Origin of the sequence: Blastococcus saxobsidens DD2 (genome assembly GCF_000284015.1) — a bacterium.
In the GTDB taxonomy this organism is placed as follows: Bacteria; Actinomycetota; Actinomycetes; order Mycobacteriales; family Geodermatophilaceae; genus Blastococcus; species Blastococcus saxobsidens_A.
Genome location: NC_016943.1, coordinates 3105242 through 3130079, shown reverse-complemented (window position 1 = coordinate 3130079; position 24838 = coordinate 3105242). Strand labels below are relative to the sequence as shown.

Genomic DNA, 24838 nt, shown 5'->3' with positions numbered 1-24838 from the left:
CGTGGGGAGTTCCTCCTGCGCGGGGCGCCCCGAGGGCTACGGGGCGGTGACGCGGGCGCGCGTGCTGCTGCGACCGGGTCGGGACGGACGTCAGTCTCCCGTTGCCCGCGTCCGCCCGCTGCCACACCTCCACGGCCTGTGAGACGGCCCGCCCGGCGGCCGGGGACCCCGGAGCCGACGACGCCCCCGCGGCGGGCCGCAGGGGGCGTCGTGCGCAGGTCCGGCCGGGATGTTCCCGGGTGCCCGGACGCCCGGGGGCGACGCGGGAGCCGGCGTCCCGGTGGGAGGACCGGGACGCCGGTGCGCCGGGGGCCGACCTCGCCCGGGATCCCGGGTGGCGCTGGTCCTCGGCGGAACCGCTCCTGCGACCAGGCACGCTAGGGGTGCCCGGCGGAGGAGACAAGTATCCGCCCTGCCGCTCCCGCGCCGACCGCCCCATCGGTCGCGGGGAACGCTCGCGACGCGTTCTGTCACACCGCCGACGTACCGTCGTCGTCGTGCGCACGACCACCGATCTCCGGCCCACCCAGGGGCACTTCCGCGTCGTCAGCGAGTTCCAGCCCGCCGGCGACCAGCCGGCGGCGATCAAGGCCCTCGCCGAGCGGGTCGACGCCGGTGAGCAGGACGTCGTCCTGCTCGGCGCCACCGGCACCGGGAAGTCGGCGACGACGGCCTGGCTGATCGAGCAGGTGCAGCGTCCGACGCTGGTGATGGCGCCGAACAAGACCCTCGCCGCCCAGCTGGCCAACGAGTTCCGCGAGCTGCTGCCCGATGCGGCGGTCGAGTACTTCGTCTCGTACTACGACTACTACCAGCCCGAGGCGTACGTCCCGCAGACCGACACCTACATCGAGAAGGACTCCTCGGTCAACGAGGAGGTCGAGCGGCTGCGGCACTCGGCCACGAACAGCCTGCTCACCCGCCGCGACGTGGTGGTGGTGTCCACCGTCTCCTGCATCTACGGCCTGGGCACGCCGGAGGAGTACGTCGAGCGGGCGCTGCGGATCTCGGTGGGGGAGGACCGCGACCGCGACGAGCTGCTGCGCACCCTGGTCACCGAGCAGTACACGCGCAACGACCTGTCGTTCACCCGGGGCACCTTCCGGGTGCGCGGCGACACCATCGAGGTCTTCCCGGTCTACGAGGAGCTCGCCGTCCGGATCGAGATGTTCGGCGACGAGGTGGAGCGGCTCTACTACCTGCACCCGCTGACGGGGGAGGTCGTCCGGGAGGTCGAGGAGCTGTTCGTGTTCCCGGCCAGCCACTACGTCGCCGGGCCCGACCGCATGGAGCGGGCGATCCGTGGCATCGAGGCCGAGCTGGAGCAGCGGCTGGCCGAGCTGGACAGGCAGGGCAAACTGCTGGAGGCCCAGCGGCTGCGCATGCGCACCACCTATGACATCGAGATGATGCGCCAGGTCGGCTTCTGCTCCGGCATCGAGAACTACTCGCGGCACATCGACGGCCGTGCACCCGGCAGCGCCGGCGCATGTCTCATCGACTACTTCCCCGACGACTTCCTCCTCGTCATCGACGAGTCGCACGTGACCGTGCCGCAGATCGGCGGCATGTACGAGGGCGACATGAGCCGCAAGCGGACGCTGGTCGAGCACGGCTTCCGGCTGCCCTCGGCGATGGACAACCGCCCGCTGCGCTGGGAGGAGTTCACCGACCGGATCAAGCAGACGGTCTACCTGTCCGCCACGCCCGGGGACTACGAGCTGGGCCGTACCGGCGGGGAGGTCGTCGAACAGGTCATCCGGCCCACCGGACTGATCGACCCGGAGGTGGTCGTCAAGCCGACCAAGGGCCAGATCGACGACCTGGTGCACGAGATCCGGCTGCGCACCGAGAAGGACGAGCGGGTCCTGGTCACCACGCTCACCAAGAAGATGGCCGAGGACCTCACCGACTACCTGCTCGAGCTCGGCATCAAGGTGCGCTACCTGCACTCGGAGGTGGACACGCTGCGCCGGGTGGAGCTGCTGCGGGAGCTGCGGCAGGGCGAGTACGACGTGCTCGTCGGCATCAACCTGCTGCGCGAGGGGCTGGACCTCCCGGAGGTCTCCCTGGTGGCCATCCTCGACGCCGACAAGGAGGGCTTCCTCCGGTCGGGCAAATCGCTGATCCAGACCATCGGCCGGGCCGCGCGGAACGTGTCCGGCCAGGTGCACATGTACGCCGACAAGATCACCCCGTCGATGGCGCAGGCGATCGAGGAGACGAATCGGCGGCGCGAGAAGCAGATGGCCTACAACAAGGAGCGCGGCGTCGACCCGCAGCCGCTGCGGAAGAAGATCGTGGACATCCTGGAAGGCATCTACCGCGAGGCGGAGGACTCGGAGTCCACCGAGCTGATCGGCGGCTCCGGCCGGCAGCAGTCCCGCGGCAAGGCGCCGGTGCCGGGCCTGTCGTCGAAGAGCAGGGCCAAGGCCGGGGCGATCGACGTGCAGGGCCTCCCGCGGGCCGAGCTGGCCGACATGATCACGACCATGAACGAGCAGATGCTCGCCGCCGCCCGCGAGCTGCAGTTCGAGGTGGCCGCCCGGCTCCGCGACGAGCTCACCGAACTGAAGAAGGAGCTCCGCCAGTTCGACGCCGCCCACGCCTGAGACGGGGCCCCTGTCCGTGACGGCGCCCCGTCCGCCCAGCCCTCCCACCGACGCCGCGGGCCACGGCGGCCGGTGGCTGGTGTCGGCCATCACCTCGGTCGACTCCACGACCGTCGCGCTCCGGGTCGGCGAGCAGGCATGGGAGCGCACCACCGGGGTGGTGCACGGGGAGGTGGACCCGCGGGAGCGCATCGCCGGCCTCGCCGCGCTGCCCACGGACGCGCAGGGGCGCTACTGCTACGAGGCCCAGTTCGAGCTGATCACGCCCCGGGACGCCCACCGGCGGGACGTCGTCCTCGTCGAGGTCGAGAACCGTGGCCGCCCGGTGGTGCTGCTCAGCCTCGAGCAGTTCTCCCTCGGGTCCGCAGACAGCACCCCGACCGGCGCTCGCTACCCGGACGGCCTCGGCCTGGGGTTCCTCGCCGAGCACGGGCTCTGCTACGCCCGGGTGCAGTGCGAGACAGGTGTCGCCGCCGGCGTACCGGTCACCGCGCAGGGGGTCGGCCAGGTCGTCGTCCGCGACTTCGGGCGGATGCTCGCGCGCTCGGGGCCACCCGCCGACGGAGCGGCGCCCCTGCCCCGCTTCCGTTCCGCCATCCTCGCGGGCGTCAGCCAGAGTGCGTGGTTCGTCGACACGCTGGTGGCCGAAGGGTTCAACGTCGACCCCGCTCCGGGCGCGGGGTCTACGACGTGACCGTCGCGGTGTCCGGCGTCGGCAACTGGCTGGCCCTGAACCAGCTCGCCGGCGACGCGGTGCAGCGGCCGTACGTCGGTGTAGGTCGTACCGGAGGACGTCGCGATCCCCCTCCGCCTGTGCCGTGACGTTCGCCCGCAGCCGGTAGTACGCCGTTCACCGCCGACGAACTCCGGCAGCGCTACGGGAGCGTGGCGCGCTACTTCGCGCGTTACGCCACCGTGCTCGACGAGCAGATCGACGCCGGCTACCTCTGCGCGGCGGAGCGGGCGCGGATGCTCGCCACCGCACGCGCCGCCTTCCTCCGCGCCGGCGGGAACTTCCCCGGCGGATGAGGCGTTCGGCCGGGTGGATGTGCTCACCGAGCGCATCCGATCTGGAGGGGAGTACCCCCACGCGGCAGGTCGTCACTACGGGATCGTCCGATCCCCGGCCCGCCGGCCGTCACCCTCGGGTAGGCGGTGGGAGAGACCTTCGGTACTGACAGCAGCCAGTCACCGGAGGGTTTTCTTGGACGTCCCGTTCTGGGTGTGGGCAGTCACGGTCGCCGCGATCGTGGCCATGCTCGCCTTCGACTTCTTCGGCCACGTGCGCACGCCGCACGCGCCGACCCTGCGCGAATCCGCCACCTGGTCGGCAATCTACGTCGCCCTCGCCGTGGTGTTCGGCATCCTCATCTGGGTCTTCTACGGCGGGACCTTCGGCGGTGAGTACTTCGCCGGGTACATCACCGAGAAGAGCCTGTCGGTCGACAACCTGTTCGTCTTCGTGATCATCATGGCCAGCTTCGGGGTGCCTCGGGAGCTGCAGCAGAAGGTGCTGCTCTTCGGCATCGCCTTCGCGCTGGCGCTGCGTACCGTGTTCATCATCGTCGGCGCGGCCGCGATCGAGAACTTCAGCTGGGTCTTCTACCTGTTCGGCGGCATCCTCATCTACACCGCCTGGATCCAGGCCCGCAGCGGTGGGCACTCCGAGGACGAGGACTACCAGGAGAACGCGGTCCTCCGGTTCGCGCGCAAGCGGCTGCGCACCACCGACGAGTACCACTCCGACCGGATGACGGTGAAGCTCGAGGGCAGGCGCTACCTCACCCCGCTGGCCATCGCGCTGATCGCGATCGGCACCGCCGACATCATCTTCGCGGTCGACTCGATCCCGGCGATATTCGGGCTGACGCAGGAGACCTTCCTCGTCTTCACCGCGAACGCCTTCTCGCTGCTCGGCCTGCGCCAGCTGTTCTTCCTGATCGACGGGCTGCTGGACCGGCTGGTCTACCTGGCGTACGGCCTGGCCGTCATCCTGGGCTTCATCGGGGTCAAGCTGGTCATCCACGCGCTGCACACCAACGAACTGCCGTTCGTCAACGGCGGTGAGCACGTGACGCTGATCCCCGAGATCCCGACCTGGCTGTCGTTGACGGTCATCCTGGTCACCCTGCTCGTGACGACGGTGCTGAGCCTCGCCCGCAGCCGCCGGGACCGGGCCGAGCACGCGGCCCTGCGCGCGGCCACGCCCGAGGCCGGGGTCCCGGAGGCGCCGGCGGGACTGGCGGCCGGGGAGCGTCCCGATGGCGCCGACCCGCACGTCGCGCTGGGCGGGTCCGACGGCGACCCGCTGGGCCGCGGGGTGGACAGACGTCCCGTGGACGGTGTGCCGGCGCGGGGCGAGTCGCCCGTGGGAGCCGTCCGGGAGTCCGGCGGGTCGGGCGGCGACCGAACCGGTACCGTGAGCGCCGCGAACCCGGAGCGACGCGAACACTGACGATCGCGGCCGCCGGGGGATGCCAGGAGGGGAGTATCCCCCCGCGGCAGTGTCGTCATCACGAGGTCCCATGGCCTCCGGTGCTGCTGATCGCAGGCCTCTCGGCCTGCGGTGGGAGAGACCTCCGGTGCTGACACCTGCTTGTCCCCGGAGGACCCCACCGCATGGAGCTACCCGCCTGGTTCGAGATCGCGACGTTCGTGGGGCTCACGGTCCTGCTGCTCGCGGATCTGGCCATCGTCGCTCGTCGCCCGCACGAGCCCTCCCTCAAGGAGGCCAGTCTCTGGGTCGGCTTCTACGTCAGCCTGGCGCTGATCTTCGGCCTGCTGATGCTGGCGCTCACCAATGGCCAGTACGCCACGGAGTTCTACGCGGGCTGGCTCACCGAGTACTCGCTCTCGGTCGACAACCTCTTCGTCTTCGTGATCATCATGGCCCGCTTCCAGGTGCCACGGAAGTACCAGCAGGAAGCGCTGATGATCGGCATCATCATCGCCCTCGTCCTGCGCGGGATCTTCATCCTGATCGGTGCCGTGGTCATCGAGCGGTTCGTGTGGGTCTTCTACATCTTCGGCGTCTTCCTGATCTACACCGCGATCAACCTCGTCAAGCACCGCGGCGAGGACGAGGACTACGAGGAGAACGCCTTCATCCGGCGGATGCGCACGGTCCTGCCGATCACGAAGGACTACCACGGCGCGAAGATCCGGGTGAGCGAGAACGGCAAGAAGATGTGGACGCCGATGATCGTCGTCATCCTCGCCCTGGGGACGACGGACCTGATCTTCGCGCTGGACAGCATCCCGGCCATCTTCGGGCTCACCCGGGAGCCGTTCATCGTCTTCACGGCCAACGTCTTCGCCCTCATGGGGCTGCGCCAGCTGTACTTCCTGCTCGGTGGCCTGCTGAAGCGGCTGGTGTACCTCTCCCTGGGGCTCGCCATCATCCTGGCCTTCATCGGCGTCAAGCTGATCCTGGAGGCGCTGCACGAGAACCAGCTGCCGTTCGCCGGTGAGCGGGAGCCGATCGAGAGCATCCCCGAGATCCCGATCTGGCTGTCGCTGTCGATCATCCTGGGCGTGCTCATCGTCGCCACGGTCGCCAGCCTGCTCAAGACGCGCGGCGACGTCTCCCGCGAGGAGCCGGTCATCGAGCCGGAGGAGGCCGAGCAGTTCCACGCCGGAGGCCCCGAGGCCGCCGCGGAGCTCGAGGCGCGGCTCAAGGCGGAGGCGGAGCAGGGCAAGGATCCCCGTCACTGACCCGCCCGATGCCGGCGCCGGTACGTCATCCCGCCCGGGGTGGCGTACCGGCGCCGTCGGCTAGGTTCGGGCCCCATGCGCCCGTCTGACCTCGCGCTGCTGCGCACGCCGGGCGTCCCGGCGGTCTCCCCGGACGGCCGGATCGTGGTCGTGGCCGTGGAGTGGCCCGACCTCGAGGCCGACGAGTACCGCAGCCAGCTGTGGGCGGTGCCCACCGACGGCTCAGCACCCGCCCGGCCGCTCACGTCGGGGCAGCGGGACGCCGACCCGGCGTTCTCCCCGGACGGTCGGTGGCTGGCCTACCTCGGTACCGAGCCCGGGGGACGTCCGCAGATCCGGGTGCTGCCCACGTCCGGCGGCGCCTCCCGCCGGCTGACCGCGCACCACCTGGGCGCCGGGACGCCGGTGTGGGCACCGGACTCCCGCCGGCTGGCCTACGTCGCCCGGGTCCCCGAACACGGCCGGTACGGCACGGTCGCCGGCGTCGACGCCGCCGCGGAGCCGCCGCGTCTGATCACCACGCTGCGGTACCGGCTCGATGGCGTGGGTTTCGTGCGCGACCGGCCGAGCCAGGTGTTCGTGCTCGACCTGCCGGCCGACTTCGCCGACGACACCGCGCCGATGCCGGAGCCGGTGCAGCTCACCACGGGCACGGCCGACTGCGCCGACGTCACGTGGCGCCCGGACGGCGCCGAGCTGGCCTTCGTGTCGGCGACCCACGAGCGCGCGGACCGCGACCTGGTCCGCGACGTGCACGTCGTGCGGCCCGACGGCTCCGGCCTCCGCCGCGTCACGGACTCGCGGGCCGGGTGCGCCATGCCGGCGTACACGGCTGACGGAGCGTCCCTGGTCGTCACCGCGGTCCCCGACCTGGGACCGGAGGGGCTGGACTGCGTCGCCCGGCAGGCGGTGCCCTGCCGGGTGCCCGGGGACGGCGGGCCGCTCGTGCCCCTGCTCGACCCGGAGCAGCACCACCGGGGCGACCTCGCCCCGGCGACCGTCCTGGCCGACGGTGCCGTGCTGGTGGGGGTCGAACGGCGGGGCTCGGTCGACCTGCTGCGCGTCCCGGTGGACGGCGGCCCGCCGGAGGCCCTGATCGAGGGACCGTTCACGGTGCGGGGGATCGCGGCCGCGGCCGGGGTCGTGGTCGTCACGGTGTCGCACGACCGCTCGACCGGTGAGTTGATGGCGATCAGCGACGGCGGCCGGCGGCTGCTCACGGCCTTCGGCCGGGCGCTCGGCGGCAGCGGGCGGCTGCACGGGATGGGAGAGCGCACCGCGACCGCGCCCGACGGGTACCCGGTGCACGGCTGGGTGACGATGCCGCCGGGGCCCGGGCCGCACCCGGTGCTGCTGAGGGTGCACGGGGGGCCGTTCCACCAGGACGGCTGGACCCTGCTGGACGAGACCCAGGTGCTCGTCTCCGCCGGATATGCCGTCGTGCAGTGCAACCCCCGCGGGTCCTCCGGCTACGGCGCCGCGCACGGTCGCGCCATCCGGCAGGCGTGGGGAGGGCTCGACGCCGACGACGTGCTGGCGTTCCTCGACGCAGCCCTGACCGACCCGGCCCTCGACGGGAGCCGGGTCGGGATCATGGGTGGTTCCTACGGCGGGTACCTCGCCACGCTGCTCCTGGGCCGGACCGGCCGGTTCGCCGCCGGCGTCGTGGAGCGGGCGTTCACCGACCCGGTCAGCTTCGCGGGGTCGGCCGACATCGGCTGGTGCTTCCCGGACCAGCACCTCGGCACCGACCCGGACCGGCTCGCCGCGCAGAGCGCGCTCGCGCACGCCGGCGCGATCACCACGCCCACCCTGGTCGTCCACTCGGAGGAGGACTGCCGCACGCCCCTGGAGCAGGGCCAGCGGCTGTACGTGGACCTCCTGCGCCGCGGCGTGCCGACCGAGCTGCTGCTGTTCCCCGGCGAGGGGCACGACCTGTCGCGCACCGGGCGGCCCCGGCACCGGCTGGCCCGGTTCGAGCACGTCCTGCGCTGGTGGGCGCGCTGGTTGCCGACCACGGGGAACGCCGGGAGCGGCGGGGCCGACCGCGCGGTGCCGTCCTCGGCAGGCGCGTCGCCGGCCGGCTGAACGCGCGTTCTCGCCGGAACCGCCCCGCCGTCCGGGCGTCGACGTCCAGGACGCGCCGAGGTGTCAGCGGCCCCGACTGCGCCTAGCGTGCGCAGGATGGCGCTCATCTACCCGGTCCGAATCGACTCCCCCGAGCCCGACGACGACGCGGCTCCCGACTTCGCCGAACTCGCCGCCGACCTGTCGGACCACTGGCTGGTCGAGATCGATCTCGGCGAGGACGGTGACGACGCCTGCTTCGGCCCGCTGACCCCGCGGGCGGCCTGGGACCTCGCTCTGGGCGTCGACGAGCGGCAGCCGGACTGGACCGTCTCCGTCCTGCCGCTGCACGTGCCCGGCACGCCCGATGAACTGGTCGCCCTCTTCACCGAGGACTGATCAGCCCCTCACCAGCCGCGCTCGCGCCACTCCGCCAGGTGCGGGCGCTCGGTGCCGATCGTCGTGTCGTCGCCGTGTCCCGGGTAGACCCAGGCGTCGTCCGGCAGGACGGCGAACAGCCGCTGCTCGACGTCGTCGATCAGGCTGGCGAAGTCATCCGCCGACCAGGTCTTGCCCACGCCGCCGGGGAAGAGGCTGTCGCCGGTAAAGACGTGCACGCCCGCGTCGCCGGGGCCCCGCCAGACCAGGGCGATGCTCCCGGGCGTGTGCCCGCGCAGGTGCACCACCTCGAGCACCTGCTCGCCGACGGCGACGGTGTCCCCGTGCTCGACCGGGCGCTGCACCGGGACCGGCAGGTCAGGGGCGTCGGCCGGGTGGGCCACGGTCACGCCCCCTGTGTCCCGGACGACGTCGGGCAGGGCTCGGTGGTGGTCCCAGTGGCCGTGCGTGGTGACGACGGTGCGCAGGCCGGCGTCCCCCACGAGCGCCCGGAGGGCGTCCGGCTCCGCCGCCGCGTCGATCAGCAGGGCCTCGTCCGTCGCGGTGCAGCGGAGCAGGTAGGCGTTGTTGGCCATCTCGCTCACCGCGAGCTTGCTGATCGTCAGGCCGGGGAGGTCCCGCACGTCGGCGGGGCCGCCCACGGTGACGTTCCCGGTGTAGGGAGAGGTGCTCATCCGGACTCCGTTCGGAAAGTGTCGTCGGACGCCGTTACGGTCCTGGCATGGACGCTAGCGGAGGTGTCGGCACAGCTCAGGGCGACAGCGGGAACCGGGTGGGGGACGGCGTGGGGATCGTCGGCCTGCCGGCCACCGAGATCGCCGCCCGGGTCAGGGCGGGGGAGCTGACGGCGGTCGAGGTCACCCGCGCCCACCTGGCCCACATCGAGGCCGTCGACGCGCGCATCGGCGCCTTCCGCGTGGTCCGGCGCGAGGCGGCGCTGGCCGAGGCGGCGGCCGTGGACGCGAGCCTGACGCGCTTCGCGCTGCCACTGGCCGGTGTCCCGGTGGCGATCAAGGACAACGTCCCGGTCTCGGGGGAGACCTGCACCGACGGCTCACCGGCCCGCCGGTCCGGGCCCGAGACGCAGGACCACGAGGTCGTCCGGCGGCTCCGCAGGGCCGGCGCGGTCGTCGTGGGCATCACCCGGGCCCCGGAGCTGTGCCTCTACGCCGCCACCGACGGGCCCGGCACCCTCACCCGCAACCCCTGGGACACCGCGCTCTCCCCGGCCGGGAGCTCCGGTGGCAGCGCCGCGGCGGTGGCGTGCGGCTCCGTGCCCATCGCGCACGGCAACGACGGCATGGGCTCCCTCCGCCTGCCCGCCGCCGCCTGCGGCCTCGTGACGCTCAAGCCCGGGATCGGCGTCGTCCCCGGTGGGATCGGGGCGAACGACTGGTCGAACATGGCGGTCAACGGCGCCATGGCCACGACGGTGGCCGACCTCGCGGTCGTGCAGGCGGTGCTCGCGGGGGAGCAGCCGGCATCCCCGGCCGACCCCGGGCGTCCGCTGCGCATCGCCGTCAGCACCCGGTCGCCGATGCCCGGGCTGGGCGGCGATGCACCCGTCCGTGCGGCGGTCGACGCAGTGGTGGCCGAGCTCCGGGCCGCCGGCCACACGGTGGTCCGCCGCACCCCGCCGATCACGCCGGGCGCCGCCGGCGGTGCGCTGGTGCGCTGGATGGCCGGCGCGGAGGACGACGCGGAGTTCCTCGGGATCGACCGCGCCGACCTGCAGCCGCGGAGCCGCACCCACGCACGCATGGGCCGGCTGGTGCGTCGCCTCGGGCTCGTGCGGCCGCGGACCCAGGCCCGCTTCCGCGAGCGGATGATCCGGTTCTTCGACGACGTCGACCTGCTGCTCACGCCGGTCACCACCGGCCCGCCGCTGCCGGCGCGGCCCTGGCACGAGCGGTCGTTCCTGGCCAACATCACGGCCAACGCCCGGTGGGCCCCCTGGACGGCGGCCTGGAACCTGGCCGGCATCCCGGCAGCCGTGCTCCCCGCCGGCACCCGGCCGGGCGGGCTCCCGGTGCCCGTCCAGTTCGTCGGCCCGCCCGGCGCCGAGGGGCTACTACTCTGGATAGCCGGAGAGCTGGAGGACCGGCAGCCGTGGCGCCGGTACGCGCCGGTGTTCGACCCGACGTCGCCACCGGCCGCCGCCTTCGCCTGAGCGCTCCACCGACGGGCGGCGGTGCGCCGGTGACCGGGCGCAGCTCACACCGTCCGACGGACGACCGCGGGTCGCCGGGGTGTTGCACCCGGTGACCGCAACCGATCGTCAGCGGTCGCCGACCACCGCAGCACCCGTCACATCCACCAGGTGACATCCACCAGCGACCGACAGGGATCACATGGACCGGCTCGTCGTCCGCGGCGCCCGTGAGCACAACCTCAAGGACGTCCACATCGACCTTCCCCGGGACGCGCTCATCGTCTTCACGGGCCTGTCGGGGTCGGGCAAGTCCAGTCTCGCCTTCGACACGATCTTCGCCGAGGGGCAGCGCCGCTACGTCGAGTCGCTGTCGGCCTACGCCCGCCAGTTCCTGGGCCAGATGGACAAGCCCGACGTCGACTTCATCGAGGGTCTCTCGCCGGCGGTGTCGATCGACCAGAAGTCGACCAACCGCAACCCCCGGTCGACCGTCGGCACGATCACCGAGGTCTACGACTACCTGCGCCTGCTCTACGCCCGCGCCGGCCAGCCGCACTGCCCCAACTGCGGCAAGCCGATCTCCCGGCAGAGCCCGCAGCAGATCGTCGACCAGGTCCTGGCGATGCCCGAGGGCACCCGGTTCCAGGTCCTGGCCCCGGTGGTCCGGGCGCGCAAGGGCGAGTACGTCGACCTGTTCAGCTCCCTGCAGACCCAGGGCTTCTCCCGCGTCCGGGTCGACGGCACCGTGCACCCGCTGACCGAGCCGCCGACGCTCAAGAAGCAGGAGAAGCACAGCATCGAGGTGATCATCGACCGCCTCACGGTGAAGGAGAGCGCCAAGCGCCGGCTCACCGACTCGGTGGAGACCGCGCTCGGGCTCGCCGGTGGCCTGGTCGTCCTCGACTTCGTCGACCTGCCCGAGGACGACCCGGAGCGGGAGCGCACCTTCTCCGAGCACCTGGCCTGCGTGGACGACGGGTTGTCGTTCGAGGCGCTGGAGCCGCGCTCGTTCTCCTTCAACTCGCCGTTCGGCGCGTGCGGCGAGTGCACCGGCATCGGCACCCGCAAGGAGGTCGACCCCGAGCTCGTCGTCCCGGATGCGGAGAAGAGCCTCAACCAGGGCGCGATCGCGCCGTGGTCCAGCTCGATGAGCAACGAGTACTTCACCCGGCTGCTCACCGGTCTGTCGCAGCAGATCGGCTTCTCCATGGACGACCCGTGGGAGCGGCTGCCGGCCACGGTGCAGAAGGCGATCCTGCACGGCTCGCCCGACCAGGTGCACGTCCGCTACAAGAACCGCTACGGCCGTGAGCGCAGCTACTACGCCGCCTTCGAGGGCGTCCTGCCGTTCCTCGAGCGCCGGCACGACGACACCGACAGCGACTACATGCGGGACAAGTACGAGGGCTACATGCGCGACGTGCCCTGTCCCGTCTGCCACGGCACCCGGCTCAAGCCGGAGATCCTCGCGGTGAAGCTCAACGGCCGGTCCATCGCCGAGGTCACGAACCTGTCGATCGGCGAGGCGTCGCAGTGGCTCGGCGCCCTGGAGCTGGGGGAGCGGGAGAAGGCGATCGCCGACCGCGTCCTCCGCGAGATCCAGGCGCGGCTGTCCTTCCTGGTCGACGTCGGCCTGGACTACCTGTCGCTGGACCGGCCGGCCGCGACCCTGGCCGGTGGGGAGGCGCAGCGGATCCGGCTGGCCACCCAGATCGGCTCCGGACTGGTCGGCGTCCTCTACGTGCTCGACGAGCCCTCGATCGGTCTGCACCAGCGGGACAACAGCCGGCTGATCGAGACCCTCGTCCGGCTGCGGGACATGGGCAACACCCTCATCGTGGTCGAGCACGACGAGGACACCATCAGGACCGCCGACTGGGTCGTCGACATCGGCCCGGGTGCCGGGGAGCACGGCGGTGAGGTCGTCGTCAGCGGCACGGTCCAGGACCTGCTGTCCAGCGAGCGGTCGATCACCGGCGCCTACCTCTCCGGCCGGATGGAGATCTCCGTCCCGCAGAAGCGGCGAGTGCCGGAGCCGGGGCGCGAGCTGGTGGTGAAGGGCGCCCGCGAGAACAACCTGCGCGGCATCGACGTCGCCTTCCCGCTGGGCTGCCTGGTGGCGGTCACCGGTGTCTCGGGGTCGGGCAAGTCGACGCTGGTCAACGACATCCTCTACACCACGCTGGCCAACCAGCTGAACCGGGCGCGGCAGGTGGCGGGGCGGCACCGGACCGTCACCGGCCTGGAGCACCTGGACAAGGTCGTGCACGTCGACCAGTCACCGATCGGCCGCACACCCCGGTCCAACCCGGCCACCTACACCGGGGTCTGGGACCACGTGCGCAAGCTCTTCGCCCAGACGACGGAGGCGAAGGTCCGCGGCTACCTGCCCGGCCGGTTCTCCTTCAACGTGAAGGGCGGCCGCTGCGAGGCGTGTTCGGGCGACGGCACGCTGAAGATCGAGATGAACTTCCTGCCCGACGTCTACGTGCCCTGCGAGGTGTGCAAGGGCGCCCGGTTCAACCGGGAGACCCTCGAGGTGCACTACAAGGGCAAGACGGTGGCCGAGGTCCTCGACATGCCGATCGAGGAGGCCGCCGACTTCTTCGCCGCCATCCCGGCGATCGCCCGCTACCTCCGCACCCTCACCGACGTCGGCCTGGGCTACGTGCGGCTGGGCCAGCCGGCGACGACCCTGTCGGGCGGCGAGGCGCAGCGGGTGAAGCTGGCCAGCGAGCTGCAGAAGCGGTCCAACGGGCGGAGCATCTACGTCCTCGACGAGCCGACCACCGGCCTGCACTTCGAGGACATCCGCAAGCTGCTGCTGGTGCTGCAGGGGTTGGTCGACAAGGGGAACTCCGTGATCGTCATCGAGCACAACCTCGACGTCATCAAGAGCGCCGACTGGCTCATCGACATGGGGCCCGAGGGTGGCTTCCGCGGTGGCGTGGTGGTCGCCCAGGGATCGCCGGAGTTCGTCGCCTCGGTGCCGGAGAGCCACACCGGCCGGTACCTCGCCCCGCTGCTCGACGCCGACGCCGTCGCCGCCGCAGCAGCCGGCCCGGCGCCCAAGCGGGTCCGCAAGAAGGCCAGCTGACCGACCGTCGTCCTGCGGGGGCATGTGCTGGACGCCTTGTGAGAGATGTCACGAAGGCGTACGCTCCGTGTGATCGACATCACCGGGATGCCCTGACGTCCCCGAGGAGGCTGCGATGAGCGCACTCACGCCCGACTGTGACCCGGACATGAGCCACTGCGGGCAGCCATGGCAGGGCAAGAGCAGGCCCGGGTCGGGCATCGTCTCCGCTGTCGTGCTGGTCGGGATTCTCGGGGTCGCCCTGCTCGTCGTGACCAAGGACGTGGTGTCCGGCGCGTTCGACTTCGTCGCCGTCCCGGTGGCTGTGCTCGCGGCCGTGGCGCTCACCCGCCGTGTCGTCCGCCTGGCCGCCCGCGGCGCCTCCGCCGTCGCCGCGCGCGTGCCCACGGCCGTCGCGGTACGGCGCTCCCAGCCCGTGGGCTGACGCCCGACCGGACATCGAGTGACCTCCTGACGGGGCCCAGCAGGGTCCTGTCCGAGGCATGTCCGAGCTTCGGCGTCCTGGTCCGGTCCGGCGGGACGGCCGGATCGCTGGCGAGTGTCACTCCCGCAGCCGTGTCCCTGGGGCGACCTAGGCTGGAGGCATGGCCGATCCGTCCACGTACCGCCCGGCGGTCGGCTCCATCCCCGAGAGCCCGGGCGTCTACAGGTTCCGCGACCCCAACGGCCGGGTCATCTACGTGGGCAAGGCCAAGAGCCTGCGCCAGCGGCTGAACAGCTACTTCGCGGACGTCGCGGGCCTGCACCCCCGCACCCGCCAGATGGTGACGACGGCGTCGAGCGTCGAGTGGACCGTCGTCGGCACCGAGGTCGAGGCGCTGCAGCTCGAGTACAACTGGATCAAGGAGTTCGACCCCCGGTTCAACGTCCGCTACCGCGACGACAAGAGCTACCCGTCGCTGGCCGTGACGCTGAACGAGGAGTACCCGCGGCTGCAGGTGATGCGCGGTCCCAAGAAGAAGGGCGTCCGCTACTTCGGTCCCTACGCCCACGCATGGGCGATCCGGGAGACGCTCGACACCCTCACCCGCGTGTTCCCGGCCCGTACCTGCTCCAACGGTGTCTTCAAGCGGGCAGGGCAGATCGGCCGCCCGTGCCTGCTCGGCTACATCGGCAAGTGCGCCGCACCCTGCGTCGACCGGGTCAGCGCCGCGGAGCATCGCCGGATCGTCGACGACTTCTGCGACTTCATGGCCGGCCGTACCGACACGATGATCCGGCGCCTCGAGCAGGAGATGGCCGCCGCCGCCGAAGCCATGGAGTACGAGAAGGCCGCCCGGCTGCGCGACGACATCGGTGCGCTGAAGCGGGCCATGGAGAAGCAGGCCGTGGTCCTCGGCGACGGCACGGACGCCGACGTCGTCGCCTTCGCGCAGGACGAGCTGGAGGCCGCGGTCCAGGTCTTCCACGTCCGCGGGGGCCGGGTGCGCGGCCAGCGCGGCTGGATCATCGACAAGGTCGAGCAGGTCACCACCGGACAGCTGGTGGAGCAGTTCCTCCTGCAGGTGTACGGCGGTGTCGACGAGCAGACCGGGGTGGGGGAGGCCGGGGAGGCGGTTCCCCGTGAGGTGCTCGTCCCCGAGCTGCCGGACGACGCCGACGTCTACGTCGAGCTCCTGGAGGAGTTGCGCGGCGGGCGGGTCTCGCTGCGCGTGCCCCAGCGCGGTGACAAGCGCAGCCTGATGGAGACCGTGGAGCGCAACGCCAAGGAGGCGTTCGCCCGGCACCGGGTGAAGCGCTCCAGCGACCTCACCGCCCGGTCGCTCGCGCTGAGCGAGCTGCAGGAGGCGCTGGAGCTGCCCGACGCCCCGTTGCGCATCGAGTGCATCGACATCAGCCACGTGCAGGGCACCAACGTCGTCGCCTCGATGGTGGTGTTCGAGGACGGCCTGGCGAAGAAGTCCGACTACCGCCGCTTCTCCGTCACGGAGGGGACCGACGACACCGCCGCCATGGCCGAGGTCGTCCGCCGCCGGTTCGCCCGCCACCTCAAGGACGAGGCCGACCGCAGAGACCAGCAGGGCATCGCGGCCGAGGAGGGGCGGCCGCGCCGGTTCGCCTACCCGCCGAACCTGCTCGTCGTCGACGGCGGCGCCCCGCAGGTCGCCGCGGCCGCCCGGTCGCTCGACGAGCTGGGGATCGTCGACGTCGCCGTCTGCGGCCTGGCCAAGCGCATGGAGGAGGTGTGGCTGCCGGGGGAGAGCGACCCGGTGATCCTGCCGCGCACCTCGGAGGCGCTGTACCTGCTGCAGCGGGTGCGCGACGAGGCCCACCGCTTCGCCATCACCTATCACCGGCAGAAGCGCTCGACCGGCATGCTGGTCTCCTTGCTGGACGACGTCCCGGGCCTCGGGGAGGCCCGGCGGAAGGCGCTGATGAAGCAGTTCGGATCGCTCAAGCGGCTGCGCGCGGCCACGGTGGAGGAGCTCATGGCGGTGCCCGGCATCGGTCGGCGGACGGCGGAGGCGGTGCAGGCGGCGGTCACCGAGCGGTCCGGTACCCCGGAGGGCGGGGAGCCGGCGGAGACGGTTCTCGCGCCACAGGGGATCGCCGAGCAGGGTGCTCCGCGCCCCGGTTCGGGTGCCACCGCCGAGGTCGGGCGGGTGGCCTCGTGACGTCCCCGACCGACCGGACCGCCGCGGCGGGACCGCAGAACGGGCGTGCCCCGGCCATCGATCCGGCGAGCACCGAGACCCCGGCGCTGGACGTCGTCGTCGTCACCGGCCTGTCGGGGGCCGGCAAGAACAGCGCGGGCCGGGTGCTCGAGGACCTCGGGTGGTTCGTCGTCGACAACCTGCCGCCGGCGCTGCTGCTGCCGATGGTCCGGCTCGGGGCGCGCGGTGACCTGCGCCGGTTCGCCGCCGTCGTGGACGTGCGCAGCAGGGCCTTCTCCAGCGACCTGCAGGAGGCGATCCGGGTGCTCTCGGACGCCGGGCACCGGCCGCGGGTGGTCTACGTGCACGCCCGCGATGAGGTGCTGGTCCGCCGGTACGAGTCCAACCGCCGGGAGCACCCCCTCCAGGGCAGCGGGACGCTGGTCGACGGGATCACCGACGAGCGCGCGCTGCTGACCGGCATCGCCGGCGAGGCCGACCTGTGGGTGGACACCAGCGACCTCAACGTGCACCAGCTGCGGGCCACGCTGGAGAACGCCTTCGCGCGGGAGGGCAGCACCCCGCCGCTGACCGCCACGGTGATGAGCTTCGGCTTCAAGTACGGCCTGCCGCTGGACGCCGACCTGGTGGTCGACGCCCGCTTCCTGCCCAACCCGCACTGGATCCCCGAGCTGCGGTCGCACACCGGCCGCGACGCCGAGGTCCGCGACTACGTGCTCGGGCAGGACGCCGCCGCCGACTTCCTCGACCGGTACATCGAGGTCCTCCGGCTGCTCATCCCCGGCTACCGGCGGGAGGGCAAGCGCTATCTGACGCTGGCAGTGGGCTGCACCGGCGGGAAGCACCGCAGCGTGGCGATCGCCGAGGAGTTCGCCCGGCGGCTCGGGGACGAGGGGATCGCCGCCGTCGCCCGTCACCGCGACCTGGGCCGCGAGTAGTGGGCGGGGTGCCGGGCCGGGGAAGCGCGCCGCGGGTGGTGGCGTTCGGCGGCGGGCACGGCCTGGCCGCGGCACTGGCGGCCTGGCGACGGATCACCACGGAACTCACGGCGGTGGTGACCGTCGCCGACGACGGCGGCTCGTCCGGGCGGATCCGCCGGGAGATGCCCGTGCTGCCGCCCGGCGACCTCCGGATGGCGCTGGCCGCCCTGGCCGGTGACCAGGAACGCGAGCAGACCCTCGCCGGCCTCTTCCAGCACCGCTTCGGGGGCAGCGGCGTCCTGGCCGGACACCCCGTGGGGAACCTGCTGCTGATCGGTCTGGCGGAGATGTACGGCGGCGACACGGTGCGGGCGCTGGACGAGCTGGCCGCGCTGATCGGCGCACGTGGGCGGGTGCTGCCCATGGCGGACGAGCCGCTCGACCTCGTCGCCCGGGTGGCGAGCGCCGACCCTGACGACCCCCAACGGGTGCGCACCATCCGCGGCCAGGTCGCCATCGCGGCCACCCCGGGCCGGGTGTGCGAGATCCGCATCTCGCCGGCCGACCCCGCCGTGCACCCGGCGGTGCTGGACGCCATCGCCCGGGCCGACGTCGTCTCGCTCGGGCCCGGCTCCTGGTACACCTCCGTGCTCCCGCACCTGCTGGTGCCACGGCTCCGCGCCGCCCTGGCCGCCACGCAGGCGCGGGTGGTCGTGGTGCTCAACCTCGAGCCGCAACCCGGTGAGACGGACGGTTTCTCCCCGGAGGAACATCTGTCCGTGCTGCAGGCCCATCTGGACGGAGTGGCGTTGCACACCGTGATCGCGGACGTGGAGGCGGTTGTTGACCGCCGTGGTCTCCTGGAGGCTGCCCGCGGGTGCGGTGCCGAGCTGCTGCTGGCGTCGGTCGCCGAGCCGGACGGTGCACCTCGGCACGACCCCGTGCGACTGTCCGCGGCCCTGGCCTCGGTGGTCGGCCCGCGGTGAACGAGTAGGGGTGTCCGAGCGGGTACCGGGTGGGTGGCCGTCGGGCCGGCACGAGGGGGAGAGGGGACGGCGTACATGGCGCTGACCCGAGCTGCGGGCGCAGGACGCCCCGGGGGAACGTGGGGGTGGACAGCATGGCGATGACCGCCATGGTGAAGGACGAGCTCTCCAGGGTGGAGTGCACGAAGACCTCGGAGCGCAAGGCCGAGGTGACCGCTCTGCTGCGGTTCTCCGGCGGCCTGCACATCGTCGGTGGGCGGGTGGTCATCGAGGCGGAGCTGGACACCGGGTCGGTGGCCCGGCGACTGCGCCGGGACATCAGCGAGGTGTACGGCTACACCAGCGGTGTGAGCGTCCTGGCCGGCGGCAACATCCGCCGCGGCGTGCGCTACCTCGTCCGCATCGCGAAGCACGGCGAGGGGCTCGCCCGGCAGACCGGCCTGGTGGACCAGCGCGGGCGCCCGGTGCGTGGGCTGCCCCCCTCGGTGGTGTCGGGCAGCATCAACGACGCCGAGGCGGCCTGGCGTGGCGCCTTCCTGGCGCACGGCTCGCTGACCGAGCCCGGTCGTTCCTCGTCGCTGGAGGTGACCTGCCCGGGGCCGGAAGCGGCCATGGCGCTGGTCGGCGCCGCCCGGCGCCTGGGCATCCCGGCCAAGGCCCGGGAGGTGCGCGGTATCGACCGGGTCGTCATCCGGGACGGCGAGGCGATCAGCCAGCTGCTCACCCGGATGGGCGCCCACGACGCGGTGCTGGCCTGGGAGGAGCGGCGGATGCGCCGTGAGGTCCGGGCGACCGCCAACCGGCTGGCCAACTTCGACGACGCGAACCTGCGCCGTTCCGCGCGGGCCGCCGTGGCCGCCAGTGCCCGGGTCGAGCGCGCGCTGGAGATCCTCGGCGAGGACGCCCCGGAGCACCTGCTGGTCGCCGGCCGGCTCCGGCTGGAGTTCGGGCAGGCGTCGCTGGAGGAGCTCGGGCAGCGCGCCGACCCCCCGATGACCAAGGACGCCGTCGCCGGCCGGATCCGGCGACTGCTGGCCATGGCCGACAAGCGCGCCAAGGACCTCGGCATCCCGGACACGGAATCCGTCGTCACCGACGACATGCTGGCCCAGTAGCACGACGCCTGCCCGCCCTCGGAACGCTCGGGGCGGGACCACCCCGGTTCCCCGAGATCGCCGATCCCGCATGGCCTCCCGTGCGGGATCGGCGATCTCGGCGCGTCCGGCTCCGCTGACCCGGTCGCCCGAACGGGGCGACCGGGAGCCGGGGCGGAGCCCGACCGATAGGGTCTGGCGGAGCGAGGCCGTGCGACGCGTGCGGCCGGTGAGCGTGACGTTTCCCATGGGAGGTCTGCAGTGACGGTCCGGGTAGGCATCAACGGATTCGGCCGGATCGGCCGGAACTTCTGGCGGGCCGCCGCGGCCAGCGGTCAGGACATCGAGATCGTCGCGGTCAACGACCTGACCAGCAACGAGGCGCTGGCCCACCTGCTGAAGTACGACAGCATCCTGGGTGTCCTCAAGGAGGAGGTCGCGGCCGACGGCGACGGCATCACGATCGGCGGGACGACCATGAAGGTCCTCTCCGAGCGCGACCCCGCCAACCTGCCGTGGGCCGACCTGGGCGTGGACGTGGTCGTCGAGTCGACCGGCTTCTTCACCAAGGCCGCCGACGCCCGCAAGCACGTCGACGCCGGCGGCGCCAAGAAGGTCATCATCTCCGCGCCGGCCACCGACGACGACATCACGATCGTCATGGGGGTCAACGACGACCTCTACGACGGGTCGCAGACCGTCATCAGCAACGCCTCCTGCACCACCAACTGCCTGGCCCCGCTGGCCAAGGTCCTCAACGACGCGTTCGGCATCGAGCGCGGCCTGATGACCACGATCCACGCCTACACCGCCGACCAGAACCTGCAGGACGGCCCGCACAAGGACCTGCGTCGCGCGCGCGCCGCCGCCCTGAACATGGTGCCGACCTCCACCGGCGCCGCGAAGGCGATCGGCCTGGTGCTGCCCGAGCTCAAGGGCAAGCTCGACGGCTACGCCATCCGCGTCCCGGTGCCGACCGGCTCGGCCACCGACCTCACGGTCCAGCTGACCCGCGAGGCGGCCGCCGACGAGGTCGACGCCGCCTACCGCGAGGCGGCCGCCGGCCCGCTGGGCAGGTACCTGACCTACACCGACGCGCCGATCGTCTCCTCCGACATCGTCACCGACCCGTCGTCGTGCATCTACGACGCGAAGCTGACGAAGGTCTTCGGCCCGATGGTCAAGGTGCTCGGCTGGTACGACAACGAGTGGGGTTACTCCAACCGCCTGGTCGACCTGACCACGCTGGTGGGCAAGTCCCTCTGACCATGCGCTCTCTCGACGACCTCCTCGCCGAGGGCGTCTCGGGTCGCCGCGTGCTGCTGCGCGCCGACCTGAACGTCCCGCTGGACAAGACGACCGGCACCATCACCGACGACGGCCGGATCCGCGCCAGCCTGCCGACCCTGCAGGCCCTGCGTGACGCCGGTGCGCGGGTGGTCGTGGCCGCACACCTCGGCCGGCCCAAGGGCACGCCGGACCCGCAGTTCTCCTTGGCGCCGGTCGCCGCGCGCCTGGGAGAGCTGCTGGATGCCTCGGTGCCGCTGGCCGCCGACGTGGCCGGGGACGACGCACGGGCCAAGACCGACGCCCTCGGTGACGGTGACGTCCTGCTGCTGGAGAACGTCCGGTTCGAGGCGGCCGAGACGTCGAAGGACGACGCCGAGCGCGGCGAGCTGGCCGATCGGCTGGCCGCCCTGGCCGACGTCTACGTCGACGACGCCTTCGGTGCGGTGCACCGCAAGCACGCATCGGTGTTCGACGTCGCCGAGCGCCTCCCGCACGTGGCCGGCCGGCTGGTGGCCCGCGAGCTCGAGGTCCTCACCCGGTTGACCACCGACCCGGCGCGGCCCTACGTGGTCGTGCTCGGTGGCTCCAAGGTCAGCGACAAGCTGGCGGTCATCGAGGCGCTGCTGCCCAAGGTCGACCGGCTGCTGGTCGGCGGGGGCATGTGCTTCACGTTCCTCGCCGCCCAGGGCCACGGGGTCGGGAAGTCGCTGCTCGAGGCCGACCGGGTCGACACCTGCCGCAGGCTGCTGGCCGAGGCAGGCGACCGCATCGTGCTGCCGGTCGACGTCGTGTGCGCCCCCGAGTTCAGCGCCGAGGCCGAGACCACCATCGTCCCGGTGGCGGAGATCCCGGACGGGCAGCTGGGCCTGGACGTCGGCCCGCGCACCGTCGAGATCTTCGGCTCGACGCTGGGCGACGCCCGCACGGTCTTCTGGAACGGCCCGATGGGCGTCTTCGAGCTGGCACCTTTTCAGGCCGGTACCCGCGGCGTCGCCCAGGCGGTCGCCGCGGTGGCCGGACTCTCGGTCGTCGGCGGTGGTGACTCGGCGGCCGCGGTGCGGGCCCTGGGTCTCGACGAGGACGCCTACGGCCACATCAGCACCGGTGGCGGCGCATCGCTGGAGTACCTGGAGGGCCGGGAACTGCCGGGCCTCGCCGTGTTGGCCGACCGAGCGGGGGAGTGAGATGGCACGCAGCGACCGTTCCCGGGCCCGGGAGGGCCGCCGGCCGTTGATCGCCGGCAACTGGAAGATGCACATGACCCACCTGGAGGCCATCGGCCTGGTCCAGAAGGTGGTGTTCTCGCTCAAGGAGAATGAGCTCGACACCGCCGAGGTCGTCGTCCTCCCGCCGTTCACGGCGCTGCGCAGCGTGCAGACGCTGGTCACCGGCGACAAGCTGGGCATCGGGTACGGCGCGCAGGACCTCGCAGCAGCGGACTCCGGCGCGTACACCGGTGAGGTCAGCGGCGGGATGCTCAGCGCTCTGGGCTGCAGCTACGTCGCGGTCGGGCACTCGGAGCGCCGGGCGCTGCACGGGGAGGACGACGCCGTCGTCGCGGCCAAGGTGAACGCGGCGCTGCGCCACGGCATCGTGCCGATCCTCTGCGTCGGGGAGGGGCTCGACGTCCGCCGGGCGGGCACGCACGTCGCGCACTGCACCGGTCAGCTGGACGCCGCGCTCGAGGGGCTGACCGCCGAGCAGCTGACCGCGCCGGGGGACGGCACCGGGATCGGTGCTGGGCCGGGTGGCGGGCTCGTCATCGCCTACGAGCCGGTGTGGGCGATCGGCACCGGCGAGGTGGCCACCCCCGAGGACGCGCAGGAGGTCTGCGGTGCTCTGCGGGCGCGGCTCGCCGAGCGCTTCGGCACCGAGACGGCTCAGTCCGTCCGTATCCTCTACGGCGGGTCGGTGAAGGCCGCCAACACGGCCGGGATCCTGGCCGGGGCGGACATCGACGGTGCGCTCGTCGGTGGTGCCAGCCTGGACGCCGACGAGTTCGCCCAGATCTGTCGGATCGCCGCCGGCGGTAGCTGAACCCTGCTGCCCGCCGCCGGCCGGACACGCGTGGAGGCGGGCAGCAGGTGGTGCAGCAGACCTTGGAGCGGCTGGCCGATCGGCTGCCCGCGTGGCTGCGGGACCGGCCGAGCCGGCGTCTGCTCGGTTCGGCTGCCGTCGTCGTCTCCGTGCTCGTGGTCGCCGTGAGCTGCCTGGGCGGTGGCGGAGGGCGGGCCGACCTCCCGGTGCTGGGTGACGGTCCCGACGCGGGTGTCGAGGGTGTCCGGTCCCCGTCGGACGAGCCCGGCGGCACCCTCCGCGTGGTCGCCCCGGCCATCGACAGCCTGGATCCGCAGCGGTCCTACCTGCCCGGGGTCTGGAACCTCATGCGGCTCTACACCCGCACGCTGGTCACCTTCGCCAGCGAGCCGGGGGCCACGGCGGAACTGGTCCCGGACCTGGCCACCGACCTCGGCACGGTCTCCGAGGACGGGCTCAGCTGGACCTACACCCTCAAGGAGGGGGTGCGGTTCGAGAACGGCCGGCCGATCACCAGCCAGGACGTCAAGTACGGCATCCAGCGCTCCTTCGCCTCCGACGTGATCGTCGGGGGGCCGACCTACGTCGTCGATCTGCTGGACGACCCGGCGAACCCGTACCCCGGGCCGTACTCGACCGAGGAGGACGACCCGGACCTGAACGCCATCGAGACCCCCGACGACCGCACGATCATCTTCCGGCTGCGCGCACCCCAGCCGAACTTCCCGTACGTCCTGGCGCTCCCGTCGAGCAGTCCGGTACCGGCCGAGGCCGACACCGGCGCCGAGTACGGCCGGGCCCCGGTGTCGTCCGGCCCCTACGCCATCAGCTCGGTGGACCCGGAGACCGGCATCCTGCTGGAGCGCAACCCGCAGTGGGACCCGGCGACCGACGAGGTCCGGACCGCACTGCCCGACAGCGTGGTCGTCCGGACCGGACTGTCCGGCCTGGCGCGTGACCAGGCGCTGCTGGCCGGTTCCGCGGACATCGACATCTCGGGGGCCGGGGTGCAGCCCGCGACGACGGCCCGGTTGACCGCTGAGGACGCTGACGAGGACCTGCTGGTCCGGGTCGACGACGTGACGACCGGGGCGGTCCGGGTGCTGGCCCTGCCGACCGACGTGGCCCCCATGGACAACCCGGACTGCCGGGCGGCCGTCGCCGCGGCGATCGACCGGCGCGGCGTGCAGACGGTGCTGGGCGGGGCGGTCGACGCGGTACGGACCACCCAGTTGTGGCCCCGCGCGATGGAGGGTGGTCCGGAGGACACCGAGGCCGAGCCGGACCCGGACGCGGCCGGCGCTGCGCTGGAGAGGTGCGGCCGGCCCGAGGGGTTCGCCACCGTGCTGGCCGTGCCGGACGTCGCCAGCAGCGTCGACGTCGCCGAGGAGATCGCCGTGCAGCTCGGTGCGGTAGGGATCGACGCCGAGGTGCGCCCGCTCGACCCGGCGACGTTCTACGCCACCGAGGTGGGCAACCCGGCCAACGTCGCGAGCAGCGGTTACGGGCTGGTGCTTGCCACGCGCACCCCCGACCTGCCGACTCCCGCGTCCTTCCTCGTGCCGCTCGTCGACGGTCGCAGCATCGCGAACGTCGGCAACCCCAACTACGCGCGGCTGGACGACCCCGAGATCAACGCGCTCGTCGACCGGGCGAAGGCGGGGGAGGCCCAGTGGGCGGAGGTCGCCGAGGCCGCCCGGGCGCGCGCGGCGTACATCCCCCTGGCCGAGACCCGGATCCAGCTGATCTCCGGTCAGCGACTGCGCAACGGCCTGGTCATGCGGCCCTACGACGGCTACGACGTGGCGACTGCCGGGGTCCGCTGACCGGTTGCCGGCCGCCCGTCGGCTAGGCT

General features: G+C 72.5%; 18 protein-coding genes and 1 pseudogene. 18 read left to right on the top strand and 1 reads right to left on the bottom strand.

All coding sequences use genetic code 11. From position 1 onward, the window contains the following. Positions 1–497 precede the first annotated feature (497 nt). From uvrB to BLASA_RS14800, 7 genes and pseudogenes are all read left to right on the top strand, one after another. Positions 498–2612, top strand: coding sequence for an excinuclease ABC subunit UvrB (uvrB, locus tag BLASA_RS14825; protein WP_014377001.1), 2115 nt, complete (start codon positions 498–500; stop codon positions 2610–2612). A 16-nt stretch (positions 2613–2628) separates the two neighbouring features. Beyond that, positions 2629–3306 carry a hypothetical protein gene (locus BLASA_RS14820; RefSeq protein WP_014377000.1) on the top strand — a complete coding sequence of 226 codons (678 nt, stop codon included), beginning with the start codon at positions 2629–2631 and terminating at the stop codon, positions 3304–3306. Positions 3307–3464: 158 nt separating this feature from the next. After that, a pseudogene (locus tag BLASA_RS25135) lies at positions 3465–3641 on the top strand (alpha/beta hydrolase domain-containing protein); the annotation flags it as partial. 175 nt (positions 3642–3816) lie between these two features. After that, positions 3817–5067 carry a TerC family protein gene (locus BLASA_RS14815; protein WP_014376997.1) on the top strand — a complete coding sequence of 417 codons (1251 nt, stop codon included), beginning with the start codon at positions 3817–3819 and terminating at the stop codon, positions 5065–5067. A gap of 164 nt (positions 5068–5231) precedes the next feature. After that, positions 5232–6326: a TerC family protein gene (locus tag BLASA_RS14810; RefSeq protein ID WP_014376996.1), complete on the top strand. Its 1095-nt coding sequence runs from the start codon at positions 5232–5234 to the stop codon at positions 6324–6326. 75 nt (positions 6327–6401) lie between these two features. Beyond that, positions 6402–8414: a S9 family peptidase gene (locus BLASA_RS14805; protein WP_014376995.1), complete on the top strand. Its 2013-nt coding sequence runs from the start codon at positions 6402–6404 to the stop codon at positions 8412–8414. A 96-nt stretch (positions 8415–8510) separates the two neighbouring features. Further along, a complete protein-coding gene (locus tag BLASA_RS14800; protein WP_014376994.1) occupies positions 8511–8792 on the top strand; it encodes a hypothetical protein in 282 nt (93 codons plus the stop codon). Between the two features lie 8 nt (positions 8793–8800). Here BLASA_RS14800 and BLASA_RS14795 read toward each other — a convergent pair whose 3' ends face one another. After that, entirely contained in the window at positions 8801–9466 is a 666-nt protein-coding gene (locus tag BLASA_RS14795) for an MBL fold metallo-hydrolase (protein ID WP_014376993.1), read from the bottom strand. A gap of 47 nt (positions 9467–9513) precedes the next feature. Between BLASA_RS14795 and BLASA_RS14790 the strand changes: the two genes are divergently transcribed. The 11 genes from BLASA_RS14790 (at position 9514) to BLASA_RS14740 (ending at position 24809) form a co-directional block, all read left to right on the top strand. Then, a complete protein-coding gene (locus BLASA_RS14790; protein ID WP_083878020.1) occupies positions 9514–10962 on the top strand; it encodes an amidase in 1449 nt (482 codons plus the stop codon). Positions 10963–11143: 181 nt separating this feature from the next. Then, complete coding sequence (gene uvrA, locus BLASA_RS14785) at positions 11144–14041, top strand: excinuclease ABC subunit UvrA (protein ID WP_014376991.1); 2898 nt, start codon at positions 11144–11146, stop codon at positions 14039–14041. A 115-nt stretch (positions 14042–14156) separates the two neighbouring features. Then, positions 14157–14465 carry a hypothetical protein gene (locus BLASA_RS14780; protein ID WP_014376990.1) on the top strand — a complete coding sequence of 103 codons (309 nt, stop codon included), beginning with the start codon at positions 14157–14159 and terminating at the stop codon, positions 14463–14465. A 160-nt stretch (positions 14466–14625) separates the two neighbouring features. Further along, positions 14626–16656 (top strand): excinuclease ABC subunit UvrC, encoded by a 2031-nt coding sequence (uvrC, locus tag BLASA_RS14775; protein ID WP_014376989.1) that lies wholly within the window; start codon positions 14626–14628, stop codon positions 16654–16656. Further along, positions 16653–17594, top strand: coding sequence for an RNase adapter RapZ (gene rapZ / locus BLASA_RS14770; protein ID WP_014376988.1), 942 nt, complete (start codon positions 16653–16655; stop codon positions 17592–17594). The genes uvrC and rapZ overlap by 4 nt, the downstream gene beginning before the upstream one ends. Before the next feature lie 8 nt (positions 17595–17602). Further along, the gene (locus BLASA_RS14765) at positions 17603–18562 is read left to right on the top strand and encodes a gluconeogenesis factor YvcK family protein (protein WP_166486556.1); all 960 of its coding nucleotides are present in this window, start codon (positions 17603–17605) and stop codon (positions 18560–18562) included. Between the two features lie 134 nt (positions 18563–18696). Next, positions 18697–19677: a DNA-binding protein WhiA gene (whiA, locus tag BLASA_RS14760; RefSeq protein WP_041776559.1), complete on the top strand. Its 981-nt coding sequence runs from the start codon at positions 18697–18699 to the stop codon at positions 19675–19677. A gap of 240 nt (positions 19678–19917) precedes the next feature. Beyond that, positions 19918–20922, top strand: a complete 1005-nt coding sequence (gap, locus tag BLASA_RS14755) for a type I glyceraldehyde-3-phosphate dehydrogenase (RefSeq protein ID WP_014376985.1) — start codon at positions 19918–19920, stop codon at positions 20920–20922. A gap of 2 nt (positions 20923–20924) precedes the next feature. After that, positions 20925–22130: a phosphoglycerate kinase gene (locus BLASA_RS14750; protein ID WP_014376984.1), complete on the top strand. Its 1206-nt coding sequence runs from the start codon at positions 20925–20927 to the stop codon at positions 22128–22130. Between the two features lies 1 nt (position 22131). Beyond that, positions 22132–22983, top strand: coding sequence for a triose-phosphate isomerase (gene tpiA / locus BLASA_RS14745; protein WP_051005017.1), 852 nt, complete (start codon positions 22132–22134; stop codon positions 22981–22983). Between the two features lie 47 nt (positions 22984–23030). Next, positions 23031–24809, top strand: coding sequence for an ABC transporter substrate-binding protein (locus BLASA_RS14740; protein WP_014376982.1), 1779 nt, complete (start codon positions 23031–23033; stop codon positions 24807–24809). Positions 24810–24838: the final 29 nt, after the last annotated feature.